Annotated in this window: 18 protein-coding genes, 7 tRNA genes and 1 other RNA gene; 8 read left to right on the top strand and 18 right to left on the bottom strand. The window is 41.3% G+C overall.

Features of this window, described 5'->3' with window-relative positions; translation table 11 throughout:
* Positions 1-15 precede the first annotated feature (15 nt).
* A complete protein-coding gene (locus L1272_RS23240; RefSeq protein WP_366035313.1) occupies positions 16-96 on the top strand; it encodes an IS3 family transposase in 81 nt (26 codons plus the stop codon).
* A gap of 141 nt (positions 97-237) precedes the next feature.
* Here L1272_RS23240 and nagP read toward each other — a convergent pair whose 3' ends face one another.
* The 5 genes from nagP to L1272_RS17030 all read right to left on the bottom strand — a co-directional run bounded on the left by nagP (position 238) and on the right by L1272_RS17030 (position 6013).
* Positions 238-1542, bottom strand: a complete 1305-nt coding sequence (nagP, locus tag L1272_RS17050; protein WP_055198117.1) for an N-acetylglucosamine MFS transporter NagP — start codon at positions 1540-1542, stop codon at positions 238-240.
* A gap of 208 nt (positions 1543-1750) precedes the next feature.
* A complete protein-coding gene (locus L1272_RS17045) occupies positions 1751-2917 on the bottom strand; it encodes an FAD-dependent monooxygenase (protein WP_235373920.1) in 1167 nt (388 codons plus the stop codon).
* The gene (ubiH, locus tag L1272_RS17040) at positions 2914-4095 is read right to left on the bottom strand and encodes a 2-octaprenyl-6-methoxyphenyl hydroxylase (RefSeq protein ID WP_235373919.1); all 1182 of its coding nucleotides are present in this window, start codon (positions 4093-4095) and stop codon (positions 2914-2916) included. The genes L1272_RS17045 and ubiH overlap by 4 nt, the downstream gene beginning before the upstream one ends.
* Before the next feature lie 8 nt (positions 4096-4103).
* Positions 4104-5429, bottom strand: coding sequence for a Xaa-Pro aminopeptidase (gene pepP / locus L1272_RS17035; RefSeq protein WP_235373918.1), 1326 nt, complete (start codon positions 5427-5429; stop codon positions 4104-4106).
* A gap of 20 nt (positions 5430-5449) precedes the next feature.
* Complete coding sequence (locus L1272_RS17030) at positions 5450-6013, bottom strand: UPF0149 family protein (protein ID WP_054551315.1); 564 nt, start codon at positions 6011-6013, stop codon at positions 5450-5452.
* Between the two features lie 194 nt (positions 6014-6207).
* Here L1272_RS17030 and ssrS point away from each other — a divergent pair.
* Positions 6208-6391: non-coding RNA, 6S RNA (gene ssrS, locus L1272_RS17025), on the top strand.
* Positions 6392-6400: 9 nt separating this feature from the next.
* Here the strand turns inward: ssrS and L1272_RS17020 are convergent.
* The 11 genes from L1272_RS17020 to L1272_RS16970 all read right to left on the bottom strand — a co-directional run bounded on the left by L1272_RS17020 (position 6401) and on the right by L1272_RS16970 (position 14472).
* The gene (locus tag L1272_RS17020; protein WP_235373917.1) at positions 6401-6847 is read right to left on the bottom strand and encodes a hypothetical protein; all 447 of its coding nucleotides are present in this window, start codon (positions 6845-6847) and stop codon (positions 6401-6403) included.
* 303 nt (positions 6848-7150) lie between these two features.
* Positions 7151-10231: an efflux RND transporter permease subunit gene (locus L1272_RS17015; RefSeq protein ID WP_187490259.1), complete on the bottom strand. Its 3081-nt coding sequence runs from the start codon at positions 10229-10231 to the stop codon at positions 7151-7153.
* A complete protein-coding gene (locus L1272_RS17010; RefSeq protein WP_199528348.1) occupies positions 10231-11529 on the bottom strand; it encodes an efflux RND transporter periplasmic adaptor subunit in 1299 nt (432 codons plus the stop codon). Before L1272_RS17010 ends, L1272_RS17015 begins: the two co-directional genes overlap by 1 nt.
* Before the next feature lie 2 nt (positions 11530-11531).
* Positions 11532-12938, bottom strand: coding sequence for a TolC family protein (locus tag L1272_RS17005; protein ID WP_187490257.1), 1407 nt, complete (start codon positions 12936-12938; stop codon positions 11532-11534).
* 493 nt (positions 12939-13431) lie between these two features.
* Positions 13432-13507, bottom strand: a tRNA-Phe gene (locus L1272_RS17000).
* Positions 13508-13621: 114 nt separating this feature from the next.
* Positions 13622-13697: transfer RNA gene (locus L1272_RS16995), tRNA-Thr, on the bottom strand.
* 49 nt (positions 13698-13746) lie between these two features.
* Positions 13747-13822 (bottom strand) — tRNA-Phe (locus tag L1272_RS16990).
* A 114-nt stretch (positions 13823-13936) separates the two neighbouring features.
* A tRNA-Thr gene (locus tag L1272_RS16985) sits at positions 13937-14012 on the bottom strand.
* Between the two features lie 57 nt (positions 14013-14069).
* Positions 14070-14145: transfer RNA gene (locus L1272_RS16980), tRNA-Phe, on the bottom strand.
* A gap of 105 nt (positions 14146-14250) precedes the next feature.
* Positions 14251-14326: transfer RNA gene (locus L1272_RS16975), tRNA-Thr, on the bottom strand.
* A gap of 70 nt (positions 14327-14396) precedes the next feature.
* Positions 14397-14472, bottom strand: a tRNA-Phe gene (locus tag L1272_RS16970).
* 259 nt (positions 14473-14731) lie between these two features.
* Here L1272_RS16970 and L1272_RS16965 point away from each other — a divergent pair.
* Positions 14732-17494, top strand: a complete 2763-nt coding sequence (locus L1272_RS16965; protein WP_138602055.1) for an ATP-binding protein — start codon at positions 14732-14734, stop codon at positions 17492-17494.
* Positions 17495-17543: 49 nt separating this feature from the next.
* Here L1272_RS16965 and L1272_RS16960 read toward each other — a convergent pair whose 3' ends face one another.
* Positions 17544-17816: an oxidative damage protection protein gene (locus L1272_RS16960; RefSeq protein WP_036970432.1), complete on the bottom strand. Its 273-nt coding sequence runs from the start codon at positions 17814-17816 to the stop codon at positions 17544-17546.
* A 15-nt stretch (positions 17817-17831) separates the two neighbouring features.
* Positions 17832-18908 (bottom strand): A/G-specific adenine glycosylase, encoded by a 1077-nt coding sequence (gene mutY / locus L1272_RS16955; protein ID WP_268841514.1) that lies wholly within the window; start codon positions 18906-18908, stop codon positions 17832-17834.
* Positions 18909-19126: 218 nt separating this feature from the next.
* Between mutY and trmB the strand changes: the two genes are divergently transcribed.
* The 5 genes from trmB (at position 19127) to arcA (ending at position 23983) form a co-directional block, all read left to right on the top strand.
* The gene (trmB, locus tag L1272_RS16950) at positions 19127-19852 is read left to right on the top strand and encodes a tRNA (guanosine(46)-N7)-methyltransferase TrmB (RefSeq protein WP_054551299.1); all 726 of its coding nucleotides are present in this window, start codon (positions 19127-19129) and stop codon (positions 19850-19852) included.
* A gap of 16 nt (positions 19853-19868) precedes the next feature.
* The gene (rsmC, locus tag L1272_RS16945; RefSeq protein WP_199528345.1) at positions 19869-20897 is read left to right on the top strand and encodes a 16S rRNA (guanine(1207)-N(2))-methyltransferase RsmC; all 1029 of its coding nucleotides are present in this window, start codon (positions 19869-19871) and stop codon (positions 20895-20897) included.
* 120 nt (positions 20898-21017) lie between these two features.
* Positions 21018-22640: an ATP-binding protein gene (locus L1272_RS16940; protein WP_138602048.1), complete on the top strand. Its 1623-nt coding sequence runs from the start codon at positions 21018-21020 to the stop codon at positions 22638-22640.
* The gene (locus tag L1272_RS16935) at positions 22637-23161 is read left to right on the top strand and encodes a YfiR family protein (protein WP_228290684.1); all 525 of its coding nucleotides are present in this window, start codon (positions 22637-22639) and stop codon (positions 23159-23161) included. Before L1272_RS16940 ends, L1272_RS16935 begins: the two co-directional genes overlap by 4 nt.
* A 105-nt stretch (positions 23162-23266) precedes the next feature.
* The gene (gene arcA, locus L1272_RS16930) at positions 23267-23983 is read left to right on the top strand and encodes a two-component system response regulator ArcA (protein WP_054551295.1); all 717 of its coding nucleotides are present in this window, start codon (positions 23267-23269) and stop codon (positions 23981-23983) included.
* The last annotated feature ends 3 nt before the right edge of the window (positions 23984-23986 follow it).

The following is a 23986-nucleotide window of genomic DNA, read 5'->3' as shown; positions in this document are numbered from 1 at the left end:
CAAACGTATTTTTATATTGAAAAATACTACAACTCAGTAAGAAGGCATGGCACCCTAGGGTATAAAAGTCCCATGCAGTACGAACAAGTTAATTAAACCCCGTGTCTACTTTATCGGGGTCAGATCAATGATCTGATAGCTGACGGCTGAAAGCTGATAGCTTTAGTTTACCCACAAAAAAGCCGCGGTGATGGGCGTACCGCGGCTTTGCCTAACTTGAAAAATTAGTTTGCTGGGTTACTTCCAGCTTCTCATCTTATGGCCTTTTAAGGCGTAGAATAAAATGAATACATAACTTGGGATCATTACAATGTAAGCGCCTTGTGCGCCTAGGCCTGCTACGTTCCCTAAACCGATTAATAATGGGCCGAGTGCACCACCAGCAATACCCATGATCAGTAAGCCAGATGCAGTGCCTGTTAAGCGACCTAAGCCAGCTAAAGCCAGTGGCCAGATTGCAGGCCAAACCATGGCATTAGCAAAGCCAAGTAACGCAATGCATAACAATGGGTCTGGTAATTGTGGGCCACCAAATGGCACTAATAATAGGTTTGAAATAATGAATGAGTCATTGCTACCAAGTACCACTAACAACACAGTGATAATTCCAGCAATACCCGACATTAATAACGCCGTTTGTTGGCTCATAAAACGTGGAATAGTCAAAATACCAATCGCGTAACCAATCAACATACACGCCATGGTATAAGAGGTCATAACTGAGTAGTCGGCAACGCCAATTTGTAAAGCGTACGAGCCAATGGTATCTGCTGCAATAACTTCAACAGCAACGTAAAGCGCAATACCCACTACACCTAAAACTAAGTGAGGGTGTGCTAGGGTTTCTTTAATTTCACCTTTACCGTTTGATGTTTCGTCTTCATCAAATACTAAATCAGGTAATGGTGCAAATTTCGCAAAGGCAGCAAATAACATGATTAACGCAGCAATCAATACATAAGGCATGATAAGGCTATTTGCCATAATATCTTTTTGCTCTTGTGATAATTTACCTGCGCCATCAACCACACCGCTTACAACTACAGCGGCAAAAATAACAGGCACGATTACACCCGCAAATTTGTTTAATAAGCCCATGATACACACGCGCACAGCGGCTGATTTTTCAGAGCCCATTTTCACCACGTATGGGTTAACAGCGGTTTGTAGCACGGTTTGTCCAACACCTATCATTAACTGTGCGAATAAGAAAATTTCGATCATTTGCAGTTTCGCAGCCGGAATATACATCAGCGCCGATAAAGCCATAATCGCACAGCCAATCGCCATACCATTCTTATAACCAACGCGCTTGATCAGCATTGCCGATGGGATACCGGCAACTGTTACCGCAATATAAAAAGAAGAGATGATAAACGAAGCTTGTAACGGCGAAAGCTCAAGCATTTGCTGCAAAAATGGTGTAATTGCACCATTAAGCCACGTTATACACCCTAAGATAAAAAACATTGAGCCGGCCAATACCATTGGCAGCCAGATGCTTTGTTTTGTGTTGTTGTCACACTCAACCGTTGCTTCCATAATTGTTCTCTTAGTTTAATTATTTTTATTTGGTTGGAATTTAGTATACAACTCAACAGAGCTGTTTAATTTCCATACCAATCACAAAAATTTAATCATACACTAACAAAAATGACAGCGCTATCATTTTGCGTTCATATAAGTGCAAAAAAGCCGCAGCTAATTGCTTAGCTGCGGCTTAAACTAAGTAGTAACAACTAGTTAGGTGTTATTTACCAATTGCTTCTTTTGCGAACAAATGTTTAATTGGGCCAAGGTTGTCTACTAGGCTTAAACCAACACCACGTACAAGCTTTTTCAGTGGATTAGCGCCCGCAAATAGCTCTTTTAAGCCTTGCATCATGGCAATATGTTTTTGTGCATCAAGCTTGCGCGTACGTTCATAATCACGCAGCGTGCGTGCACTTGCAAACTCGCCTTGCTCATTACTTAATAGCTCAATTAAATAAGCGGCGTCTTTTAGGCCAAGGTTCATACCTAAACCAGCTAATGGGTGAATGGTGTGCGCCGCATCGCCCATTAATACCACTTTGCCCGACACCCACTGCTGGGCATAACGCATCTTAAGTGGAAACGCCATGCGCTCACTTTGCACTTCACATAAACCACATTGGCCATCAAGGGCTGCCATAACCGCTTTATTAAAGTTGTTATCATCAAGCGCTAAAAGTGTGTCGCAATGCTCTGGGCTTGTTGACCAAACAATTGAGTGCGTATGGTTATCTGGCAAGGGTAAAAACGCCAGCGGCCCGGTTGGCAAAAACACTTGGCGTGCTGTGTTGTTATGCTCATCAGCGGTTTTAACCGTGGCAACAATGGCGTGATGGTCGTAATCTTTAAAAGTAATTGGCATGTTGAACTGCTTACGAATAGCCGAGTTAGCCCCATCAGCCGCCACCAAAAGTTTAGCAATCACTGGCTCGCCGCTTTCAAGAGTAATAAACACATCAGAATCAGTTTGATGAATTTGCTGGTAGCGGGTTTCGAACAATAAAGTGGCATTACTTTGCTTTTCAAGTTCGCTAATTAAAGCGTAGCGAATAATGTCGTTTTCGACGATATGACCGAGCTGCGGTAAGTCGAGATCGTTATGATCAAAATGAATTTTGCCAAAGCTGTCTTGATCACGTACATCCATCGACGTATACGGTGTAGCACGTTGTTTAATGATCTCTGGCCATACATTTAATGACTCGAATAAACCCTGACTAGCTAGGCTCAATGCGCTCACGCGAAGTGCGTAATCATCACCCGGTAAGATTTGATTTTTACTCGCATCAATCACCACAACGCTGATATCTGCTTTTGCTAAACCAAGTGCTAGCGTAAGGCCAACACAGCCACCACCGACAATACAAACTTGTGCTTGTTTCATATCCGTTTACCTTGCTTAACCTGACCCATAAGCTGTTTTGCCAGCGGGGTTTTTAACGAGGAGAATAAATCCATTGAGAAAAGGCCTATGCTGCGACCAAGCGCTAGCAATCGTGATGAGTTTGAGAACAAACGCACTAGGCTGTCTGTGAGTGTCATCACGGTCGTAATATCTTTACTGCGAGTTTGGCTGTAATAACGGGTAAAGGCGTAATCACCAAGGTCGTCTCTATTTGCCATATCACACAGTAGTTGCACATCACGCAGGCCTAAATTAAAGCCCTGCCCTGCGATTGGGTGAATAGCATGCCCTGCATTACCAATTAATACCGTACGATGGCTGCTCAGTGATTCGGCTTTACCATACACAAGCGGATAACTTGCTCGCATACCCACTTTGCTAAATGCGCCGCCGCAGTAACCAAATGCTTTTTGCAACTCAGCTAAAAAGGCATCGTCTTCAAGCGCCATGGTGTGCTCAATTTGCTCAGGCTCCATACACCACACCAGTGAGTATCGGTTATTGCTCATTGGTAACAGTGCCATTGGGCCGTGCTCAGTAAAACGCTCAAAGGCATGATGATGATGACCACCAGCCACTTCGATGTTAGCAATAATCGCCGCTTGCTGATACGCGCGGGTATTAAACTCAATATTAGCCAGTTTACGGCTTTGCGAATGAGCGCCATCGGCAACCACCACAAGCTTCGCGCTTAACTGCTCGCCCGAGCTTAGCGTGATATTGGCAAAATCGCTTTGGTATTCAAGCTTGGCAACCGTATCAGGGCAAAACAAACTAACATCAGTACGCGTAAGTTGCTGATGAAGGCTGCGCCCAAATGGGTTCACTTCGACCACATAGCCAAGGGCATCATGACCATATTCTTGGCAATCAATATGTGTTTTACCAAAATGACCACGATCAGATACAGTGACTTTTTTAATCGCTGCCGCAAATGGCGCTTGGCAATCAAACGCATTGATTGATTTTAAGTACTGAACAGACTGTTGAGCAAGCGCAATGCTTCTATCATCAAAGCTAGGGTGATAGTCTGCGCTTACTTCATTTGCCTCAATTACAGCGATTGATAACTGCTTATTGCTCTGTTTTAGGCCCAGTGCACAACTTGCACCCGCCATTCCACCGCCGATAATGACAACATCAAACTGCTTTGCCACGCTTGCTCCTAGCCTTTGTTTACTTGCATCACTGCTTCAATGTCACTAACGGTTTTAGGAACCGAAATGGTCAGATTTTCATGGCCATCTTGAGTGACAAGTAAGTTATCTTCAATACGAATACCGATGCCTTTATATTGCTCTGGTGCTTTTGCATCTTCGCTAATATATAAACCCGGCTCGATGGTGAGCACCATGCCCGGCTCAAATACGCGCTCTTTTTCATCAAGCTTATATTCGCCAACATCGTGCACATCTAACCCAAGCCAGTGACCAAGGCCATGCATGTAAAATGCTTTGCACGCTTGGTTTGCCATTAGCTCATCAAGCTCGCCAGTTAAAATGCCTAAATCAATCAGCCCTTGCGTCAGTACCGTTGAGGCTAATTCATTGGCTTTCGATAAACTACCGCCTGGCTTTACTTGGCTGAATGCTGCTTCTTGAGCTGCTAATACAATGTTGTAAAGCGCCGCTTGTGGTTCGCTAAACTTGCCATTGATTGGGAAAGTACGTGTGATATCTGCCGCATAACCTTCAAGTTCACAGCCAGAATCAATTAATACTAAATCGCCATCTTTTAGCTCAGCATCATTTTGTGTGTAGTGCAAAATGTTGGCGTTATCGCCACTGCCGACAATCGTGCCATAAGCAGGATGACGAGCACCATTCATTGCATAATGATGATGAAGCTCAGCTTCTAATTGGTATTCAGTTGCACCAGGTTTGGCAAACTGCATAGCGCGAATATGGCCTTGCGCACTAATTTCGCAAGCTGTACGCATAATGTTTAATTCTGCGTCAGATTTAAACAAACGCATTTCATGCACTAACCCACGAATATCTTTTATGGTATGTGGGGCTTTATAGCCTTTTTTAGGTGCGCCGCGAAGGGTGTTTAATAAATCCCAAACCTTTGCATCGAAATTTGCGTAAGTGCCTTGTGCATAAAATAAAATCTGCTGGCCGTTCACCAAATCTAATAATTCTTCATCTAGTTCACTAAGTGGGCAAGTTGCGTCGAATAAGTACTCAGATTTAGCTTTTTCGAAGCCAATTCTACGGCCATGCCAAATTTCAGCTAGTTTGTCTTTGTTACGGCAAATAAGCGTACTTGGTGTATCGCTCGACGGGCACAGTACTAAAACTGCATCTGGTTCGTTAAACCCAGTTAGGTAGAAAAAGTCACTGTCTTGACGAAATGCATATTCAGTATCACGGCTACGTGTTACTTCTCCTGCCGCAGGAATAATAGCCACGCTATTTTTATCCATCATCGCAAGCAAGCGCTCGCGGCGGGCTTTAAATTCAGCTTTATCGATTGCAATAGACGACATGCTAAACCTCTGTAATTTGATTAGTGAAGAGTCTTCTTAGGGTTTTTATCGGCTGGCTCTTTACCTAGCTCAGCAAAACATAAAAGCGCAGAAACACGTACATACTCAATCACTTCGTGGAGTGCTTGACTGTCTTCTTCGGTCTCTTCAAACATGGTGTCTAGGCGGGTAATTTCACTAAAATCGCTGATCACTTCTTTCACATCAGCAGATAACTTGCCGTAATCTTTTTGTTTTAAACCAAAACCAAGCATAAAACCCGATACCCAAGATACTAAGCCATTGGCTAAATCGATCAGTGTTTCGTCGTCGCTTGGTAAGAATAGGTCAAATTGAAATTCTTCATCGCTGAAGCTGGCAACAACCTGAGAATACACATCAGCAAAAAATGCTTTTAAATCTTTATTGAAGGCTAAGCCATCATTGAATACATCGCTTAATAAACCTAAGTATTCGTCGGCTTCGATATTGATGCCACAGGCTAATAAACCACTGATCACACCATGGGCTTCTGCTGGTGCGACAAAAATTTCATTCTTTTCTAATAACAATTGGGCTTGTTGGTAATCAGGTAACGTGCTCATAACTTTTTCTTTGTTCGGCTAAGTAACGCCATGCTACCACTCGATAAATCGCAACTCCAATTAATTGTATGATTGAGGTCAAAAAGCAATCTGAAAAGTAAATAAGCAGTTAAAGGTGGGGAAAAACTACGCGAACGATCCGCTTTTTTTTATTCTATGGTTTAAGGATTGAAACTTGTCTTATATACTGAAGGTGTTCCCTAGGGTGCAGGAGCTTGGTTAAGTCCCTGAGCCGATAAATTTTATGTTAGGGTTTCTGTTCGTTTACTATTGTGCAAGCTCGGCATGTACCGAGAAGCCTACGGTAGACCGCAGATCCCCGCCCTGAAACCTCAAGGTTTCAGGACTGACACCGGGCACCGCATACTTGGGGAACACCAACTCTTATTAAGTTATTTTCAACAAGAAAACATTATCGGCGACTTCCTCAAACTTTTCACATTGGCGTAAAGCTTCAATACTAGCCTTAGTAACATAAGTTTCTTTAAAATCCTTTTTACTTTTTTTATCTACAATGTAAAGGCTAAAAAAATCTCCGCATTTAGATACATATAGATCACTTACATTTTCTAATGATATTATGTTGTTATCTATTTTAAGTGATGACTCTTGAACGACTATTGTATTAGGCCAACTTAAAAACCTGAACAAATAAACAACAAAAAATAAACTCGTCAAAGGAAAACTAACAATTACTATAATCCGTTTTACTTCTAATGCCTCTTTTGAAGGCATTAAAATGGCAATCGAAAACCCTACCAAACCAAGAAGTAATAAGATTAAGTGGTTTTGAATATTTTTTAGATTCAACTTTTTATTAAACTCTAAAGTCACAACTTCAGCCTTAGCCTCGATTTCATATCTATAATATAGATGTCGTCATTTATAGCGACACATAATCGTTTAATTGACGGGCTAAAGCCCGACCTACGACTTACCCGTTATTTAAGAAATACCGCGCGAAATAAATTTCACGCCTACGGCACCGGGTTTAGCCATAGCAATGTGCTGGCACAATCTAACTTTACTCTTTCCCCTTTCTAACTCGCTAACTTTTTTGTTCTGAAAGCTGATTGCTCCTGTGCGTTGGGTTTCACTTCACTCTACCCAACACACATGTTTTCAACCTATCGAACCCTACTTAAACCATCCCTGAAAGCGCTCCATTAATAGGTAATTAACTGGCACTAATAGTAAGGTGATTAGCGTTGCGAAGATAATCCCAAAGCCAAGGCTTACAGCCATTGGAATAAGGAATTGTGCTTGCGTTGCTTTTTCAAATAACAACGGCATTAAACCAATAAAAGTGGTTAAACTGGTTAGCATAACTGGGCGAAAACGTGCCGCCCCTGCAAGCTTAACGGTTTCCAGTAAATCACCGCCCTCTTCACGCTTCTTATTAATAAAGTCAACCAGTACCAATGAGTCATTCACTACAACGCCTATCAAGGCTAGCATGCCAAGTAGGCTCATAATGGTTAACTCCATGCCCATTACCCAGTGACCCATTACCGCACCTATCATGCCAAACGGAATAACACTCATCACAATTAATGGCTGCATATATGATTTAAACGGTATCGCTAATAACGCATAAATAATAAAGAATACAAACACCAGGCCCCAAGCGAGTGAACCAAATGATTCACGCTGCTCTTTGGCTTCACCTTCGAGCGAGTAATCAACACCAGGGTATTGCACCATTAGCTCATCTAAGTAAGTTTTTAAGTCTGCTTGCAGTACTGTCATATTGGTATTTGATTTTTCAACATCGGCTGTCACGTTCAATGTGCGATAGCGATCAATACGATAAATAGACGATGGACTTTGCCCCGGTACTAAGGTTGCCACATGCGACAATGGCACTGTGCCACCTGTTGGGGTTTTAATTAAAATATCTGTTAAATCAGCAACAGAGCGACGCTCTTCAATTGGCAAACGCACCATTACACGCACATCATCGCGGCCACGTTGAATACGTTGAACTTGCGCACCAAAGAACGAATTACGCACTTGTTGCGATACATCAACACGGTTTAAACCAAGTGCCAAACCTTGCTCTGTTAGCTCAATTTGCAGCTCGTCTTTACCATCTGACATGCTATCGGCAATTTCGTAAACAGTTGGGTAAGTAGCTAAACGCTCTTTTACCTTTTCTGCTACAGCTTCAAGGGTATCGATTGAACTGCCACTTAGCTGCACATCAATAGGATCTGAACTGCGACCAAATTCAGCACGGAAAGTTACACTCTCTGCGCCCGGTATAATACCAATAAGGTCACGCCATTCACTGGCAAGCTCTCGAGAGCCAATATCTGATTCACGTTTTTCGGCTGGTGTGATTTCAAAGCGCACACTACCTGTATTTGATGAACCACCACGGCCACCTGTGGTTGCCAAAATATTTAAAATCACGCTTTGACCATCTTCATCGCGATACTTGTCTTGTAGCTCTTTGGCCTTATCTGACATATCGATGATGTATTTGTTGGTCACTTCAAACGGTGTTCCAGCAGGGAATGTTAGCTCTGCGCGAACGGTTTCACTTGGAATACGCGGGAAGAATATAAACTTTGTCCAACCGCTGGTGATCAGGGTCAAAATGATAAAGAAAATACCCACGAACAAGCTAACCGTTGCTAATTTGTTTTTTAGCGCAACATTTAGTAGCGGCTGGTAGTACTTCATAATGGCGTGTTCAAAGCCATCGGCAAAACGCTGCTGAAACTGCTGCAGTTTTGACGGGTTACTTTTTTCACTTCGTAGTTTTAAGTACTTTAAGTGAGCCGGCAGAACAAATTTAGACTCAATTAAAGAGAACAGTAATACCGGAATAACGACAACAGGAATTTGCGCAAATAAGGCACCACGGTTACCTTCGATAAAGGCTAATGGTAAAAATGCTGCAACCGTTGTAAGTACACCAAAGGTAACGGGGGTCGCAACTTCTTGCGTACCACGTATAGCAGCTTGCTCACCACTTTCGGCTGTTTTTAGGTGGGTGTAGACATTTTCACCGGTCACAATGGCATCATCAACAACAATACCAAGTACCAAAATAAAACCAAATAAACTCATAACATTAAGCGTAATACCAAAAATTGGCATCGCTAAAAACGCGCCCATGAATGACACAGGGATACCAATAAACACCCAAAACGCAATGGCAGGACGCAAGAACAAGGTAAGTAATGCAAGAACTAAAATGCCACCCTGAATAGCATTGGTTGTTAGCGTCGCAATACGGCTTTTCACTATTTCAGAGTCGTCATCCCAAAAGCTTAACTCAAATCCTTCAGGCAGCTGACTTTGATGCTCGGTAATGTAATTTTTTACCGCATCAGCAACTTCAATCGCACTTTGCGGACCAATACGATACACATCAATAAATGCCGCTTGCTTACCATTGAAGCGAGTACGGACTGGGGTTTCTTCGAAGTCATCGGTAATACGGGCAATATCACCTAGGCGAATAATGGTACCATCAGCTTGGTACTTCACCACAACTTGGGCAAACTCATCTTTACGATAGGCTTGGCCTTTTGAACGAATGAGTACATCTCCCCCTTCGGTTTTTAAGTTACCAGCAGAAACATCGGTACTTGAATTACTAATTGCTGAAGAAATGTCCGATAAGCGTAAATCATATTGGCGTAATGTATCTTGGCTTACTTCAATGGCAATTTCGTAATCTCGCACCCCACTTAGCTCTACCTGAGTGATTTCTGGCAAGCGTAATAAGTCATCACGTACATGTTCGGCATATTCTAAAGTTTCTTTTTCGCCGTATTCACTCGACACAGTAACCGCTATTACTTCACGAGTGCGCTGTGCAAGGGCTACAACCGGTTTTTCGGCATCAACCGGAAAAGTATTAATGGCATCAACCCGGCTTTTAATATCGGCTAATAGCTCCCGAGGGTCATAGCCGGTATCGACTTCAATTGATACAGAGGCAGAGCCTTCTGATGAGCGGCTAGTTATGCGCTTTACGCCTTCGAGATCTTGCACCGCTTCTTCAATACGGATAGCGACACCTTTTTCAACATCTTCAGGTGTTGAGCCACGTAGGGTCACGCTAACACTAATGCGGTCTGCTTCAAATGATGGGAACACTTCAAGTGGTATTTGCGTCGATACGCTAAATAGCCCCGCTAATAAAATGCTGATCAGCAATAAGTTTGCTGCAACATGATTCTTTGTAAACCAAGCTATCATTATTGCGCTCCTTGCTTACGAGCAGCGCGGCGTTGTTCAATTAATTTTTCAACGGTAATACCTTGCTCTTTTGCTTGCTTTTCAAGCTCTTCACGGCTTGGACGCTGTGCTTTACCACGTGTAGCTTGATACGCTTCGCTTCCCATTACCGTCACTTGGGTACCTGAGCTAACTTGACCAAGCGGCGTAATCACTAAGTGATCTCCTGCTGATAAGCCTTCGGCAACCATAGCTTGAGTCGCGTTTTGCCAAGCCAGTGAGATGTTTTTGCGACGCAACACGCCTTGCTCTTCAACATAAACATAGGTGCCTTGATAAATAGCACTGTTTGGGATCACAATGACATTTTCAATCGCCTTGCCGGTAATTTGCGCTTTGATGTACTGACCAATTTTAATTGGGTATTGATTAGCTGAAGTGGCTTTGTAAGGGTCATTAATTTGTGCAACCACATAAAGCTGCTGCGCGCTTTCATCAATGGCACCTTCGGTGCGAATAACTTGACCTTGCCATTGCTGTTTACCAACAAGATCTGAGCTAAATTTAACGAGTGAACCGGCACTATTTTTAGCACCATCACGAAATTGTTCTGGTAAGTTAATGAACGGCAGATCTTTATTTTTGATTGGTAAGCGAATTTCAACACGGTCAATGGCATAAATACTGGCAAGTTCCATGTTATTACTCACCACCTGACCTAAGTCTACGCTGCGGCTTAAAACTCGCCCCGCGTATGGAGCAGTGATTTTTGTACGCTCTAAATCAAGTTTCGCTTTTTCAAGCGTCGCTTGGGCAGACAATACACTTGCTTCGGCTGCTGCAAGTTGTGGCTTACGCAGTACCAGGCTACTTGCTTGTTCGCCCTTACCTAAGCGCTCCCAATCGGTAACTGCTTGGCGACCACGAGCTTGCTCTTCGAGTAGGCTTTGCTCAGCGGTTAATAAAGCCGCTTGTGCTGATTTTACTTCGGCGCGGTGATCTCTATCATCTAGTTGCAACAACACATCGCCTTTTTCGAAAAAGCCACCTTCACGAAATTGCTCACTAATTTCGATAATTTGCCCTGAAGCCTGCGCGACTAGCATACTTTGCGTGCGTGGCTTTACGGTGCCAAAACTATCAATCATCACCTGATAAGTTTCTGGTGTTAGGGTTTTAACAGCCACATTCACTTTTGCTTTTGGCGGTGAAGAAAAGCGGTTTGCTTGAGGCGGGTTGCCTTTAATAAACATGACAAGCAGTACCGTCACAACGATCACTACCAATGGAATTAAAATTTTACGTGTCTTGCTATTCATGATTATTGCTCTGCTACTTCGCTGTTTGCTTCACTAAAATCACCACCAAGGGCAATATGTAAGTTGATTCTGTTGATAATTAATTGGTTTTTAAGTTCGATTACCGAACTTTGCGCATTGAACGAACGGTCTTGTGCATCGAGTACCGTGGTGTAGGTAACTAAACCACTTTGATATTGTTCAAACGCTAATGCCTCTGCGGTAATGGCATTTTCTTGCGCTTCTAAGGTTTTTTCGTAGCGTACTTTAAGCGCTTGCTCTTGGCTGATGGCTGTTTCAACATCGTTAAAGGCATCGTAAAGTGTGGCAAGATACGCCTGCTCTTGGCGCTTAACGTTTAACCTTGCTTGTTCTTCATTGGCTTTTAAGCGACCACCTTCAAAAATTGGCATCGAAATACTACCAAGCAGCGACCACGCTAAGCTTGAAGGCGAAAATAAGTCGCTCACTCTATCTGTGCCATCACTGATTGATGCAGAAAGATTTAAGCTCGGAAAACGCTGTTTATGCGCATAAGCAAGCCCAGCGTCGGTGCTAAGCAATTGATACCAGCTTGCCATTAACTCAGGTTTGCGAGTGATAAGCTCTGAAGGTAAACCAAGTGGAATGGCACTGTCGAGTAGAGGTAAATCTGCACTAACGCTTAACGCGCCAGTTGGGTATTGGCCTGTTAAACGCTCTAAATCACGAATTGATTTAGTTAACGTTGCTTGCTGCGCCGCTATATTCGAGCGCTCAGTATTTAGCTCATTCCGAGCAAGATAAACATCAAGCGCTTCATTTAAACCTTGGCGATAACCTGACTCAATAATATCTAAATTTTTTTCTGCGTTTTGCTCACGCTGCTTGTATAGTTCAAGTAATTTGTGATTCGTAATAACATCAAACCAACCCGCTACCACATCAGCAACTAATTGTTGTTTGCTTTGCTCAAATGTGGCTTTTTCAGCTAGGTATTCAAGATTTGCTTGTCGTTCTGAGGCTGATAATTTACCCCATAAATCAACTTCGTAGCTTAATTCTAATGATGCTGAGCTGGCGTTGTTATAACTAACAGGGCGGTTATCTTTACTACGGCTCGCACGTGTTGATAAATCAAGGCTTGGCCATAAATCAGCCCCAGCAGCAATAAGCTGCTGCTCTTTAATCGCGACATCATAGCCCGCTTGTAAAATCGCTTGGTTATGGGCTAATGCTTGCTCAACTAAAGTAAAAACTTGAGGGTCGTGTAATTGCTGCAACCAGTTATCTTCAACAGCAAGCGCTTTGTCGCTAGAAGGGAGTTGCTGCCATGCACTTGGTACTGTCTCAAGCTCAGCAACTCGTTCATTGTGAGTCGGCTGACTCGCACATGCACTTAGCAAAATTACACTTAAAGCCAATAAACTCGGCTTATATTGCCAATTCATTCTAAAAACCTGAAAAACATCTATTTATGAGTGTAATTCAAGCACCACGTTAAGTTTTGCTCAACTGACTTTACATAACATTACACTGCCTGACATTTGACGACGATGAATGGTAGGAAAATGGAGGTAAGTTGCAAACTATCAGCTATCAGCTATCAGCTATCAGCTATCAGCTATCAGCTATCAGCTATCAGCTATCAGCTATCAGCTATCAGCTATCGAAAATCTTCCATGTAGTTTTTCTTTTATACAAGTACTTATTATTCTTATTCGCGCGAAATAAATTTCACGCCTACGGCACCGGGTTTAGCCATAGTAATGTGCGGGCACAATCTAACTTTACTCTTTCCCCTTTCTAACTCGCTAACTTATGTATTTAAAATCTGATAGCTGACGGCTGAAAGCTCTTTAAATTTCACGCCTACGGGAAGTAAAATCGTGATTTGGAGGGGGTAAAACAAAAAAGCCTCGCGATTGCGAGGCTTTTAATTAATGGTGCCCAGAGGCGGAATCGAACCACCGACACGAGGATTTTCAATCCTCTGCTCTACCGACTGAGCTATCTGGGCAATATTTAGTTTCATGCAGAATATCCATAAGGATTTTCAATGCAATTCCCGATGGCTCTACCGACTGAGCTATCTGGGCATAACAAAAAGCTAGATGCTTGATGTTTAAATAAATGGTGCCGACTATCCGAGTTGAACGGATGACCTACTGATTACAAGTCAGTTGCTCTACCAACTGAGCTAAGTCGGCACACTGAATTTGTGTACTATGCACTTAATCACGTTGTGATTATAAATAATGGTGCCCAGAGGCGGAATCGAACCACCGACACGAGGATTTTCAATCCTCTGCTCTACCGACTGAGCTATCTGGGCAATATTTAGTTTTATGCAGAATATCCGCAAGGATTTTCAATGCAATTCCCGATGGCTCTACCGACTGAGCTATCTGGGCAAAACAATTAGCTAAATGCTAATTATTAAAATAAATGGTGCCGACTATCCGAGTTGAACGGATGACCTACTGATTACAAGTCAGTTGCTCTACCAACTGAGCTAAGTCGGCACACTAAAATCGTGTGCGTTGTGCACTATAATCACTTTAAAAGAGATTATCAAATAATGGTGCCCAGAGGCGGAATCGAACCACCGACACGAGGATTTTCAATCCTCTGCTCTACCGACTGAGCTATCTGGGCAAAATTTAGTTTTATGCAGAAAATCAACAAGGATTTTCAATGCAATTCCCGATGGCTCTACCGAGTGAGCTATCTGGGCATTTTAAACTTTCGTTTAAAAATAAATGGTGCCGACTATCCGAGTTGAACGGATGACCTACTGATTACAAGTCAGTTGCTCTACCAACTGAGCTAAGTCGGCACACTAAATCTGTGTGCTTGGCACGATATTGATGTTTAAATCATAAGTTAAACACCAATATACTAAATAATGGTGCCCAGAGGCGGAATCGAACCACCGACACGAGGATTTTCAATCCTCTGCTCTACCGACTGAGCTATCTGGGCGTGCGGCGTATTAAACGGGTTTTGCCTTCTCAAGTCAACTTTTTTTTGAGGATTCTAACTGTTTGCACAGTTTTCAATCAAGATTGCTGATTTCAATAGTTTTTAGCTTATTTAACCAACAACTTTTATGCTTTTAAATTGACTCTCATCATAAAAGAGTTACCTCTGTTAAAAACGTGATGAATTTTTCTTCACAGATGGTAGGATTGTCTAAATATCAAGGAAATGTACCTAGCTGTAAAATTGTTGGATAAGAACCATGCCAAGTAAATCGAATTCACCTGTAAAAGGCTTACTACCGCTTTTTATAATTACGAATCTCGTCATCACCCTGTTAGCGGTCGTTGCTTTTTCGTTTTATCCAACTAATGATGAAGCACCAGTAAAAGAGTTGCAGCCAAATTTAACGGCCATTCAAGTTTCAAATCAATTGCGTGCCCCCCTTGTTAGTGCTTTAACAATGCCAGGGCAAGATAAAGTAAAAGAAGTACTGGATTTAAGCTTACTTCTTAATACTGGCTTTGATTACTATTTATATAGATACGAGTTTAACGGTGATGTTTCTTTAGTTTATGCAAACAACAAAGAGCTTATTCAACCCACTAAAGTCAATCAACAACTAGCTGAAAAAACACTAATACATACTGTTCTTGAATTTAATGACCAGCCTGTTGGCGAGTTAATTGTGAAACAACACCCTATTGAGCAGCCTATTACACAATCTTCTGTGCTTTCAATCGGTCTTGCTGGCTTAACGCTTCTAGCTTTAATTATATTATCTTTTGCGCTGAGTATTTTTATCAATAAGCGTTTTAGTAAAAGTAGTTCATCGTTAAATAAAGAGCTAAAAGCTATTACTGACAATGCGGACTACCAAGGGCAAGTAACTGAAACCCTTGACTTTGGCCTAGACTCTGTCGCAAAGCATGTAAATCAATTACTTAAAAAAGTTGAATCAGCAATTACCGAGAACAAAGCAGCACAAGCTGATTTGCAAAAATTACAAAACAGCCTAGAGACAGAGGTACAAAATCGTACTCTCGCTCTTGAGCAAGCAACTCTAAAAGCTGAACAAGCAAACGAAACTAAAACCACTTTCTTGGCTACCATGAGCCATGAGATTCGCACCCCAATGAACGGTGTTATTGGCACAATTGATTTACTTCGCCAAACAGAGCTTGATGGGGCGCAACATAGACTAAGTACAATTATTCGTGATTCTGCATTTTCGTTATTAGGGATATTAGATGACATTCTCGATTTCTCGAAAATCGAAGCGGGTAAATTAAATATCGATAACATTCCTTTTTCAGTATCTGACACGATTGAAGAAGTTGCCCGTGTTTTATCATCGGTTGCCAAAAAGCGTGACCTTGAACTAGAGCTCGCTATTGCGCCCGATATCCCAACAAACCTAATTGGCGACACGGTACGAGTTCGCCAAGTACTTTACAATCTATGTAGTAATGCAATTAAGTTCACTAGCACAGACGACAAGCAAAAAGGTCATGTAAAAATTTCGGTGGAGGTTGCACAAAACACCACTGATCACTACACATTACGCTTTAGTGTATTAGATAACGGTAAAGGGATGACGCAAGCGCAGCTTCGCGAAATATTTAATCCATTTATTCAAGCTGAAGGGTCAATAACCCGCGAATACGGTGGCACAGGGTTAGGTTTATCGATTTGTAAAAGCTTAACCGAACTAATGTTGGGTACAATTTCTGTAACCAGTGACTTAGGTATTGGCAGTGAGTTTGTCGTTGAATTACCTTTTAGTACGCAAGGTAAAGTTGATTATGCTCACAAACAAGTCATGAAAGATCAAAGAGTTGTTGTGGTCTCTAATCATGACGGTCGAAAAAAATTACTGACACGTTATTTATCATTTATGGGGGCAACACCAGTTATCGCCCAAAACAATGAGCAAATTGAAGTTGAGCAGGACCGAAAAGAGCTGATTTGGATCCTTGATGGGATCGAAACCATGGAAGATATTAACTATATCTTACGTCGCTTACTTTACACTTTAGAAGATAATAATCAGCAAGTTATCGTCTTAAGTAGATTAGATGAAGCTGCCGTAAATCATAAGAATATTTTTTATCTAAATGCAGTACCATTATGTAAGTCAAACTTTATGATGTCACTTCTCGTGGCAGCTGGATTACATAAGCCTAAACAAATTTCTTCTACCAAATCATTTAACGACTACCTAAGTGTTGATAAGGCTCGTGAAGAAAACAAGTTAGTGCTTCTTGTTGAAGATAACGTGCTAAATCAGCAAGTGCTGACCGATCAGCTACATCTACTAGGCTATGGTGTTGAAATGGCTGAAAATGGTGAGAAAGGTTTAGAAGCATGGCGTGAAGGTAAGCACTCTATTATTTTAACTGATTTACACATGCCAAAAATGTCTGGTTACGATATGGTAGAAAAAATACGCCATGAAGCATCGCAACTTGAAGATATCAACGCCCAGCCTTATGTAATTGCTATAACAGCTAATGCGCTTAAAGGTGAAAAAGAGCGTTGTTTAAGCATAGGCATGAACGATTACATTACAAAACCTGTTGAGCTAAATGTGCTTGAAGGAACACTTCATAAATGTGCTTATAAAGCAAACCCAGAAGCTGCAAAATTGGAAAGTAAAAAACTTACAACACCAATTGATATGGATGTGCTAGGTAAATATGTCAATGATGAAGCGAAGAAGCTACGTTTCTTTAAGATGTATTTAGAACAGAGTAATCAACTCAGTAAAGAGGTAAACGCTGGGGTTATAGAATATGATTTAGATAAAATTATTACTTCTTGCCATCAGCTAAAGTCAATTTCGAAAACCATAGGAGCAATGAAGGTTGCTGAGCTTGCCGCTGGATTTGAACAAACCTGCAAAGAAGGCGAGCCTACAAGCGACGAATTAATTGCACTTAGAGATAGTTTCGAAATTGAATACTCTAAGGTGGCTCAGTTCTTAAAAGAACAAATTAACAAAGCCGAACAAGAAGCTGAATAATACAGATCAAAAAGGGCCATTACGGCCCTTTTTACTTTTGATTATGCGCTTATTTTTCTGGTGGACGGTAGCCTTCTATTTCTACGTCTTTACCTTCAAATAAGAAACCCACCATTTGCTCTTCTAAAAAAGCACGGTGCTCTGGGTCCATCATGTTCAGGTGTTTTTCGTTGATCAGCATTGTTTGCTTGTGTTGCCATTGGCCCCACGCTTCTTTACTGATGTTGTTGAAAATCTTTTCACCAAGCTCACCTGGGTATAGTTGGAAGCCTAAGCCTTCAGCTTCTTTTTGTAACTTTTGACAAAATACTGTACGTGCCATAATTGCTCTCTACTCTTATTGCGTGATGCTATTGTAATCTATTGCGCTTAATTGTTTAACCAGCTTTTTCGTTGGTGCAGCAAGACCAACCTCAACAGACTCATCAAGCGGATACCAAACCAGTTGTCGTTCATTAATGAGATCTGGAATGCTCGGCAAGGTTAAAACATGTGGATTGATGGTTAGCTCAAAATGCGAAAATACATGGGTAAAGGCTTCAAGTGCCTGCGTATTGCTTGATAGACCATGCTGAGCTAAAAATGATTCGAGCTCAGCTTGCTCGCTAAACTCAAAAAAGCCAAATAAACCACCCCATATTCCTGAGCTTGGGCGCTTTTCCATAAGCACTTTATTGTCGCAGGCTAGAATGAGCTGATGGCATGACTTTTTCGGTACAGCTTTCTTAGGCTTTGAATGCGGGAACTCTTTTACTTTACCTTCTTTAAAAGCAAGGCACTTACTATTCAAAGGACAAGGCTCACAATCAAACTTACTACGTGAACAAAGGCTTGCACCTAAATCCATCATTGCCTGATTAAACTCAGTAACCGACTCTTTAGGCGTTAATTGCGATGATAATGACCAAAGTTGATTTTCGACCTTTTTCACTCCGTACCAGCCTTCAACCATAAAAAAGCGTGCTAGCACTCGTTTAACATTGCCATCTAAAATTGGATGATGTTGACCAAGCGATAAAGACAAGATAGCCCCTGCCGTTGAACGACCAATACCCGGCAAGTCCATAACTTCTTCAAGCGTAGTTGGAAACTCACCTTGGTAGTTATCACGGACTATTTTTGCAGTTTTATGTAAGTTACGCGCTCGGGCGTAGTAGCCAAGGCCAGTCCAATGGTGTAACACCTGATCTTCATCGGCATTAGCAAGCGCAATAATGTCAGGAAAGCTTTGCATAAACTTTTCAAAGTATGGAATAACAGTCACCACTTGAGTCTGCTGTAGCATGACCTCAGAGATCCATACCTTATAAGGGGTTTTATTTAACTGCCAAGGGAGAGTTTTACGGCCGTGAAGGTGGTACCAGTCAACCACTTGGTTTGCAAACCAAGTTGACTCCTTATTGCTTAAATTCAAAATAACATCTTTACTTGCTGAAGCTCATTGCGGCCAAGTCTATTGCAGTTGGTTAGGCCAAGCAAGTCGAACAGCCCCTACTTTACCTAAATAGCTAGCATATGGCTGCAATATTAATCTCATAAGATAAACAAGCCCAGACTATTGTACTCAAGGCGCAGGTCAGGGATAATACGCACCCTTTTTCTATCGTCAGTATTTTTATCAGGCCAAAATATATGAGTGACTCAAGTAACCCAAACCTCGAGCAAGCAAAGCAAGAGGGTAAATACATCCGCACGATTCGTAGTTTCGTAAAGCGCGAAGGTCGCCTCACAAAAGGCCAAGCGGCAGCCATCGAGAAGTGTTGGCCAACGATGGGCCTTGAGCATAAAAATGGCATGCTAAACCTAAAAGAAGTGTTTGGTAACGATAACGATGTGGTACTAGAAATCGGTTTTGGTATGGGTAAATCGCTAGTCGAAATGGCTAAAAACGCACCAGAGCTTAACTTCATCGGTATTGAAGTTCACCGCCCAGGTGTAGGTGCCTGTTTAATGGATGCCGACGAGGCAGGTGTAACAAACTTACGCGTATTCGAACACGATGCAGTTGAAGTTCTAGCTGATTGTATTGCCGATGAAAGCTTATCTAAGCTGCAATTATTCTTCCCTGATCCATGGCATAAAAAACGTCACCATAAGCGTCGTATCGTACAACCAGAGTTTGCGCAAAAGTTACGTAGCAAATTAAAAATTGGCGGTGTTTTCCATATGGCGACTGACTGGGAAAATTATGCTGAGCATATGCTTGAAGTAATGCAAGTTGCTGAAGGTTACAAAAACCAGTCAGAAACTAACGATTACGTTCCTCGCCCAGATTCACGTCCACTGACAAAATTTGAGCAGCGCGGTCACCGTTTAGGTCACGGCGTATGGGATCTAATGTTTGAGCGTACTAAGTAACAAAAGGTAAAGCAGCATGAGTAAGTTAACCAACCCAAGTTTATTATTGCTTCGAAATGAAGACGAACTTGTTGGACAATCGATTTTAGTGGTTAACTTTGAGCAAGATGGCTTCTTACGCGAACTTAAAACGCTAAACCCTGACGCAAAAATTACTGCGTTCAGTTATAACCACGCAAATGCCATGTATGCTAGCAAAATTGCCGGTGTACATGCTGTGGTTAGCCACACTATTCCAGATAATAACTACGATTTAGTTATCTATTATTACCCAAAAGCTAAGCCCGAAGCACAAATGTGCCTCGATAACATTCGTGCTGTTTGTCATCAAGACGCGCAACTATTTGTGGTAGGTGAAAATAAAAGCGGTGTTAAATCAGCAGAGAAACAACTAAAAGATCACTGTGGTTTTAGTAACAAAATCGATAGTGCCAAGCACTGTATTTTGTATTTATTCTCTGAGCTTACGCTAAACGATAACTTTGCTATCGGTCGTTATCATAAGCAATTTCAAGTGAAAGCCGGCGATATTGAATTTACGGCGATTAGTGTGCCGGGCGTATTTAACCACGGTGCGCTTGATGTAGGTACCGCGGTACTTCTAAATAATGCGCCAAGTATTAGCAAGGGTAAAGTGCTCGACTTTGCATGTGGCGCAGGCATTATTGCTACTTATTTAGGAAAAAAGCAGCCTGAGCTTGAGTTTGTATGTAGCGATGTAAGTGCTCTTGCTACTTACGCCACAGAGCAAACACTTGCATTAAATAACCTTAAAGGCCAAGCGGTATTAAGTGATGGCTTATCTGATATTAATGGTAAATTCGACTTAATCATCAGTAACCCACCTTTCCACACCGGTATTGCCACTGATTACACCATTGCCGAGGCATTTCTTAGCTCTGCAAAGCAACACTTGAGTAAGCAAGGTAAACTGACCATAGTTGCAAACAGCTTCTTAAAATACCCACCTATTTTAGAAGCGCAATTTGGCCAATACAGTACCGATTTCAAAAATACAAAATTTGCAGTTTACTCAGCTAAATAAAAGTTGAGTAAATAGCTTATTCGTAGCAAAAATATTTTTTAAAATATTTAGTTACTTTTAAATGTCTTTGCTAGACTAAACTCTTACTAATAAAATAAAAATTTAGGCTTTCTATAGCGCATGTCAATTTTATCGGCACAAACGAGTATTCGTAAGGCATTAACTAATGCGGTTATGCTTGTTACTGCGTTGTGCTTGTCTTTGTCTATCTCTATTTCGACCTACCTAGATGTAAAAGAACAAAAAGCCTTAATTGTCGATAAAATAACTATTCTATCTGAAATTATTGCATATAACGCCCAGGTCACAGTGTTATTTGATGATAACGAAACTGAAACAGAGCGCCTAAAATCTTTCGAGACAGTGCCGCTCATTAAAAACATTCACATATACGCAATTGACGAATTATCGAATGAGCCTGTTTTTTTCAGCAGCTTTAACGCCAATAGAACTCCGCCAGTTCCTATCAAAGTAAACAGTATCAGCGATCTGTCTGAGCCAAAGTTTAAAGATGATGTAATAGAATTAATAAAACCAATCAAATATGAAGGAGAAGTGATTGGCTATGCCTATGTTCGTGGTGGCTTAGATAGGCTCAATCAGTATATTAACCGTAAAATCTTTATTGATATTTTACTAACCCTATTTGTTTTAGTGTTGGTGTATTTTGTTGCTCTGCGTATTCAAAAACGTATTGCGAACCCAATTGATGAACTGAGTAACTTGCTTCAAGATGTGTCAAAAAACCATAACTATGATACTCGCGCACAAAAAACTAATGTCGATGAAATTAATCAGCTTTCTAGCAGCTTAAATATCATGCTTGCCCGAACCCAAAAGCAAATCGAGCGCCACGAAAAAGACAAACAAGAAATAAAACAGCTTAACCAAAGTCTTGAAGAGAAAGTAAATCAACGTACTATTGCCTTGCGTGAGGCTAACCAAGAACTACTCAATACACTTGAGCGTATGCATCAATACCAAAATCAAATAGTAGAAAATGAAAAAATGGCCTCTTTAGGGCAAATGGTTGCAGGTGTAGCCCATGAGGTAAATACACCTATCGGCTTAGGTATTACGGGTTCAACTTTGCTGCGTGACAAGCTGGCAGAAATCAACGCGCAGTTTGAGCAAAAAACACTCACCTCAGCACATTTAAAACGCTTTATAACTGATGGCATTGAAAATCTAGATCTTATCTATCGCAACTTAAACCGAGCCGCAGAGCTAGTCTCAAGCTTTAAGAAAGTGGCAGTTAATCAAGATGTCGAAATAACCACTAACGTAAACTTATATAATTTATTAAATGATGTGATTATGTCGATGCGCTCAGAAATACAATATCGCAACCCTAAAATCACGATTAACTGCAATAATGACTTTAGTATTGAGACTAAATCGGGACCATTACAGCAGGTGTTACAGCAGTTATTGAGTAACTCTGTGATCCATGGTTTTAGCGACGAGCTTGATAACGAGATCACCTTTAACGTTGAGCGCAATGAAAGCAGCTTTATTATTCACTATTTCGATAATGGCGTTGGTGTTGAAAAGACGATTCGAAAACGTATTTTCGACCCATTTGTGACAACCAAACGAGGCGAAGGTGGAAGTGGACTAGGTATGCATTTAGTTTATAACCTGGTAACCCAAGCCTTAGGCGGTACAATAATTCACGATGAGTTAAATACCGAGGGTGCTCATTTTATTATTACTCTGCCCTTATCTGAAGGTAATGCATGATGAAAATCATATGTTGCCTTTTTGCTTTTGTTATTTACGCCACCCCGAGTTTTGCAAAATCACCAGAACAAGTAAAATCTGCGTTTTTATATCAAATTGCTAAGTTCACTAAGTTTACTGAAAGCATGGATCCTCCACCTATTTCTTTCTGTTTTTATAATGTAGAAACAGGGCCTGGGTCGTTCCTAAAGGACAAAAGTGAACTGCAAATTAACAAAAAACCTATCAACGTTATTTTAGTGAAAAAAACTCAGCAAATTTCTGAACTTTCTCAGATTTGTGATATCACATACATTGATGAAACATTAGAAAATGATATACTTCCACTTTGGACCGATACAATTTCATTAAATACTTTAACGATAGGTGAAAGTATTCGCTTTTTAGAGAAAGGCGGAATAGCCTCTCTGGTTCAAGAAGGAAATAAAATCCGACTGTATATCAATAAGCAGCACGTATTGCAGCATAACTTTAAAGTGCAATCTCGATTGTTAGCTATGGCTAAGTTTTATCCAAATTGATTTTACTTGTTAACAATTGGATCTAATCCTATAATCTCTAGTATTCGGTTTTGCTTGATAATACCGAATTTTTGTAAATAAAATTTCCGAAAAGGTTAATATACAATGCAAACGCCAGTCATTCTGATCGTAGAGGATGAAGACGTAACTCGACTAAACCTCGTTAGTTTATTTGAAGCCGAAGGTTACAAAGTTATTGAAGCCATTGATGGCGATGATATGCATGACAAGCTTACAAATAATGATGATGTGAACCTTGTAGTTATGGATATCAACCTACCAGGTAAAAACGGGCTTATTTTAGCGCGTGAATTACGTCAAAAACGTAATGTTGGTTTAATTTTCTTAACAGGTCGTGACAACGACGTTGATCGCATTTTAGGTCTTGAAATTGGTGCTGATGATTACATCACAAAACCATTCAACCCTCGCGAATTAACTATTCGTGCTCGTAACCTTATTTCGCGCACAGCATTAGGTGGCGAAGAAGCGAATATCGAAACAAATGGTGTTATTACATTTAACGGTTGGGAACTTGATGAAAACAGTCGTTGTTTAACATCTCCAAGTGGCGACGCTAAGCGTTTACCTAAAGGTGAATACCGCGCACTTCGTTTAATGCTCGATTCACCGGGCCGTATTTTCAGCCGTGAGCAATTAATTAAGCACATGACTGGCCGTGAGCTTCGCGCAAATGACCGCACTGTAGACGTAACCATTCGTCGTATCAGAAAACACTTTGAAAGCGATAACAGCACCTCTGAGCTGATCAGCACCATCCATGGTGAAGGCTATCGTTTCATTGGTAAAATCGACAGCTAATTA

Origin of the sequence: Pseudoalteromonas sp. PAST1, from assembly GCF_021532515.1 — a bacterium.
Classification (GTDB): domain Bacteria; phylum Pseudomonadota; class Gammaproteobacteria; order Enterobacterales; family Alteromonadaceae; genus Pseudoalteromonas; species Pseudoalteromonas simplex.
This window is presented reverse-complemented; position numbering and strand designations above follow the sequence as displayed.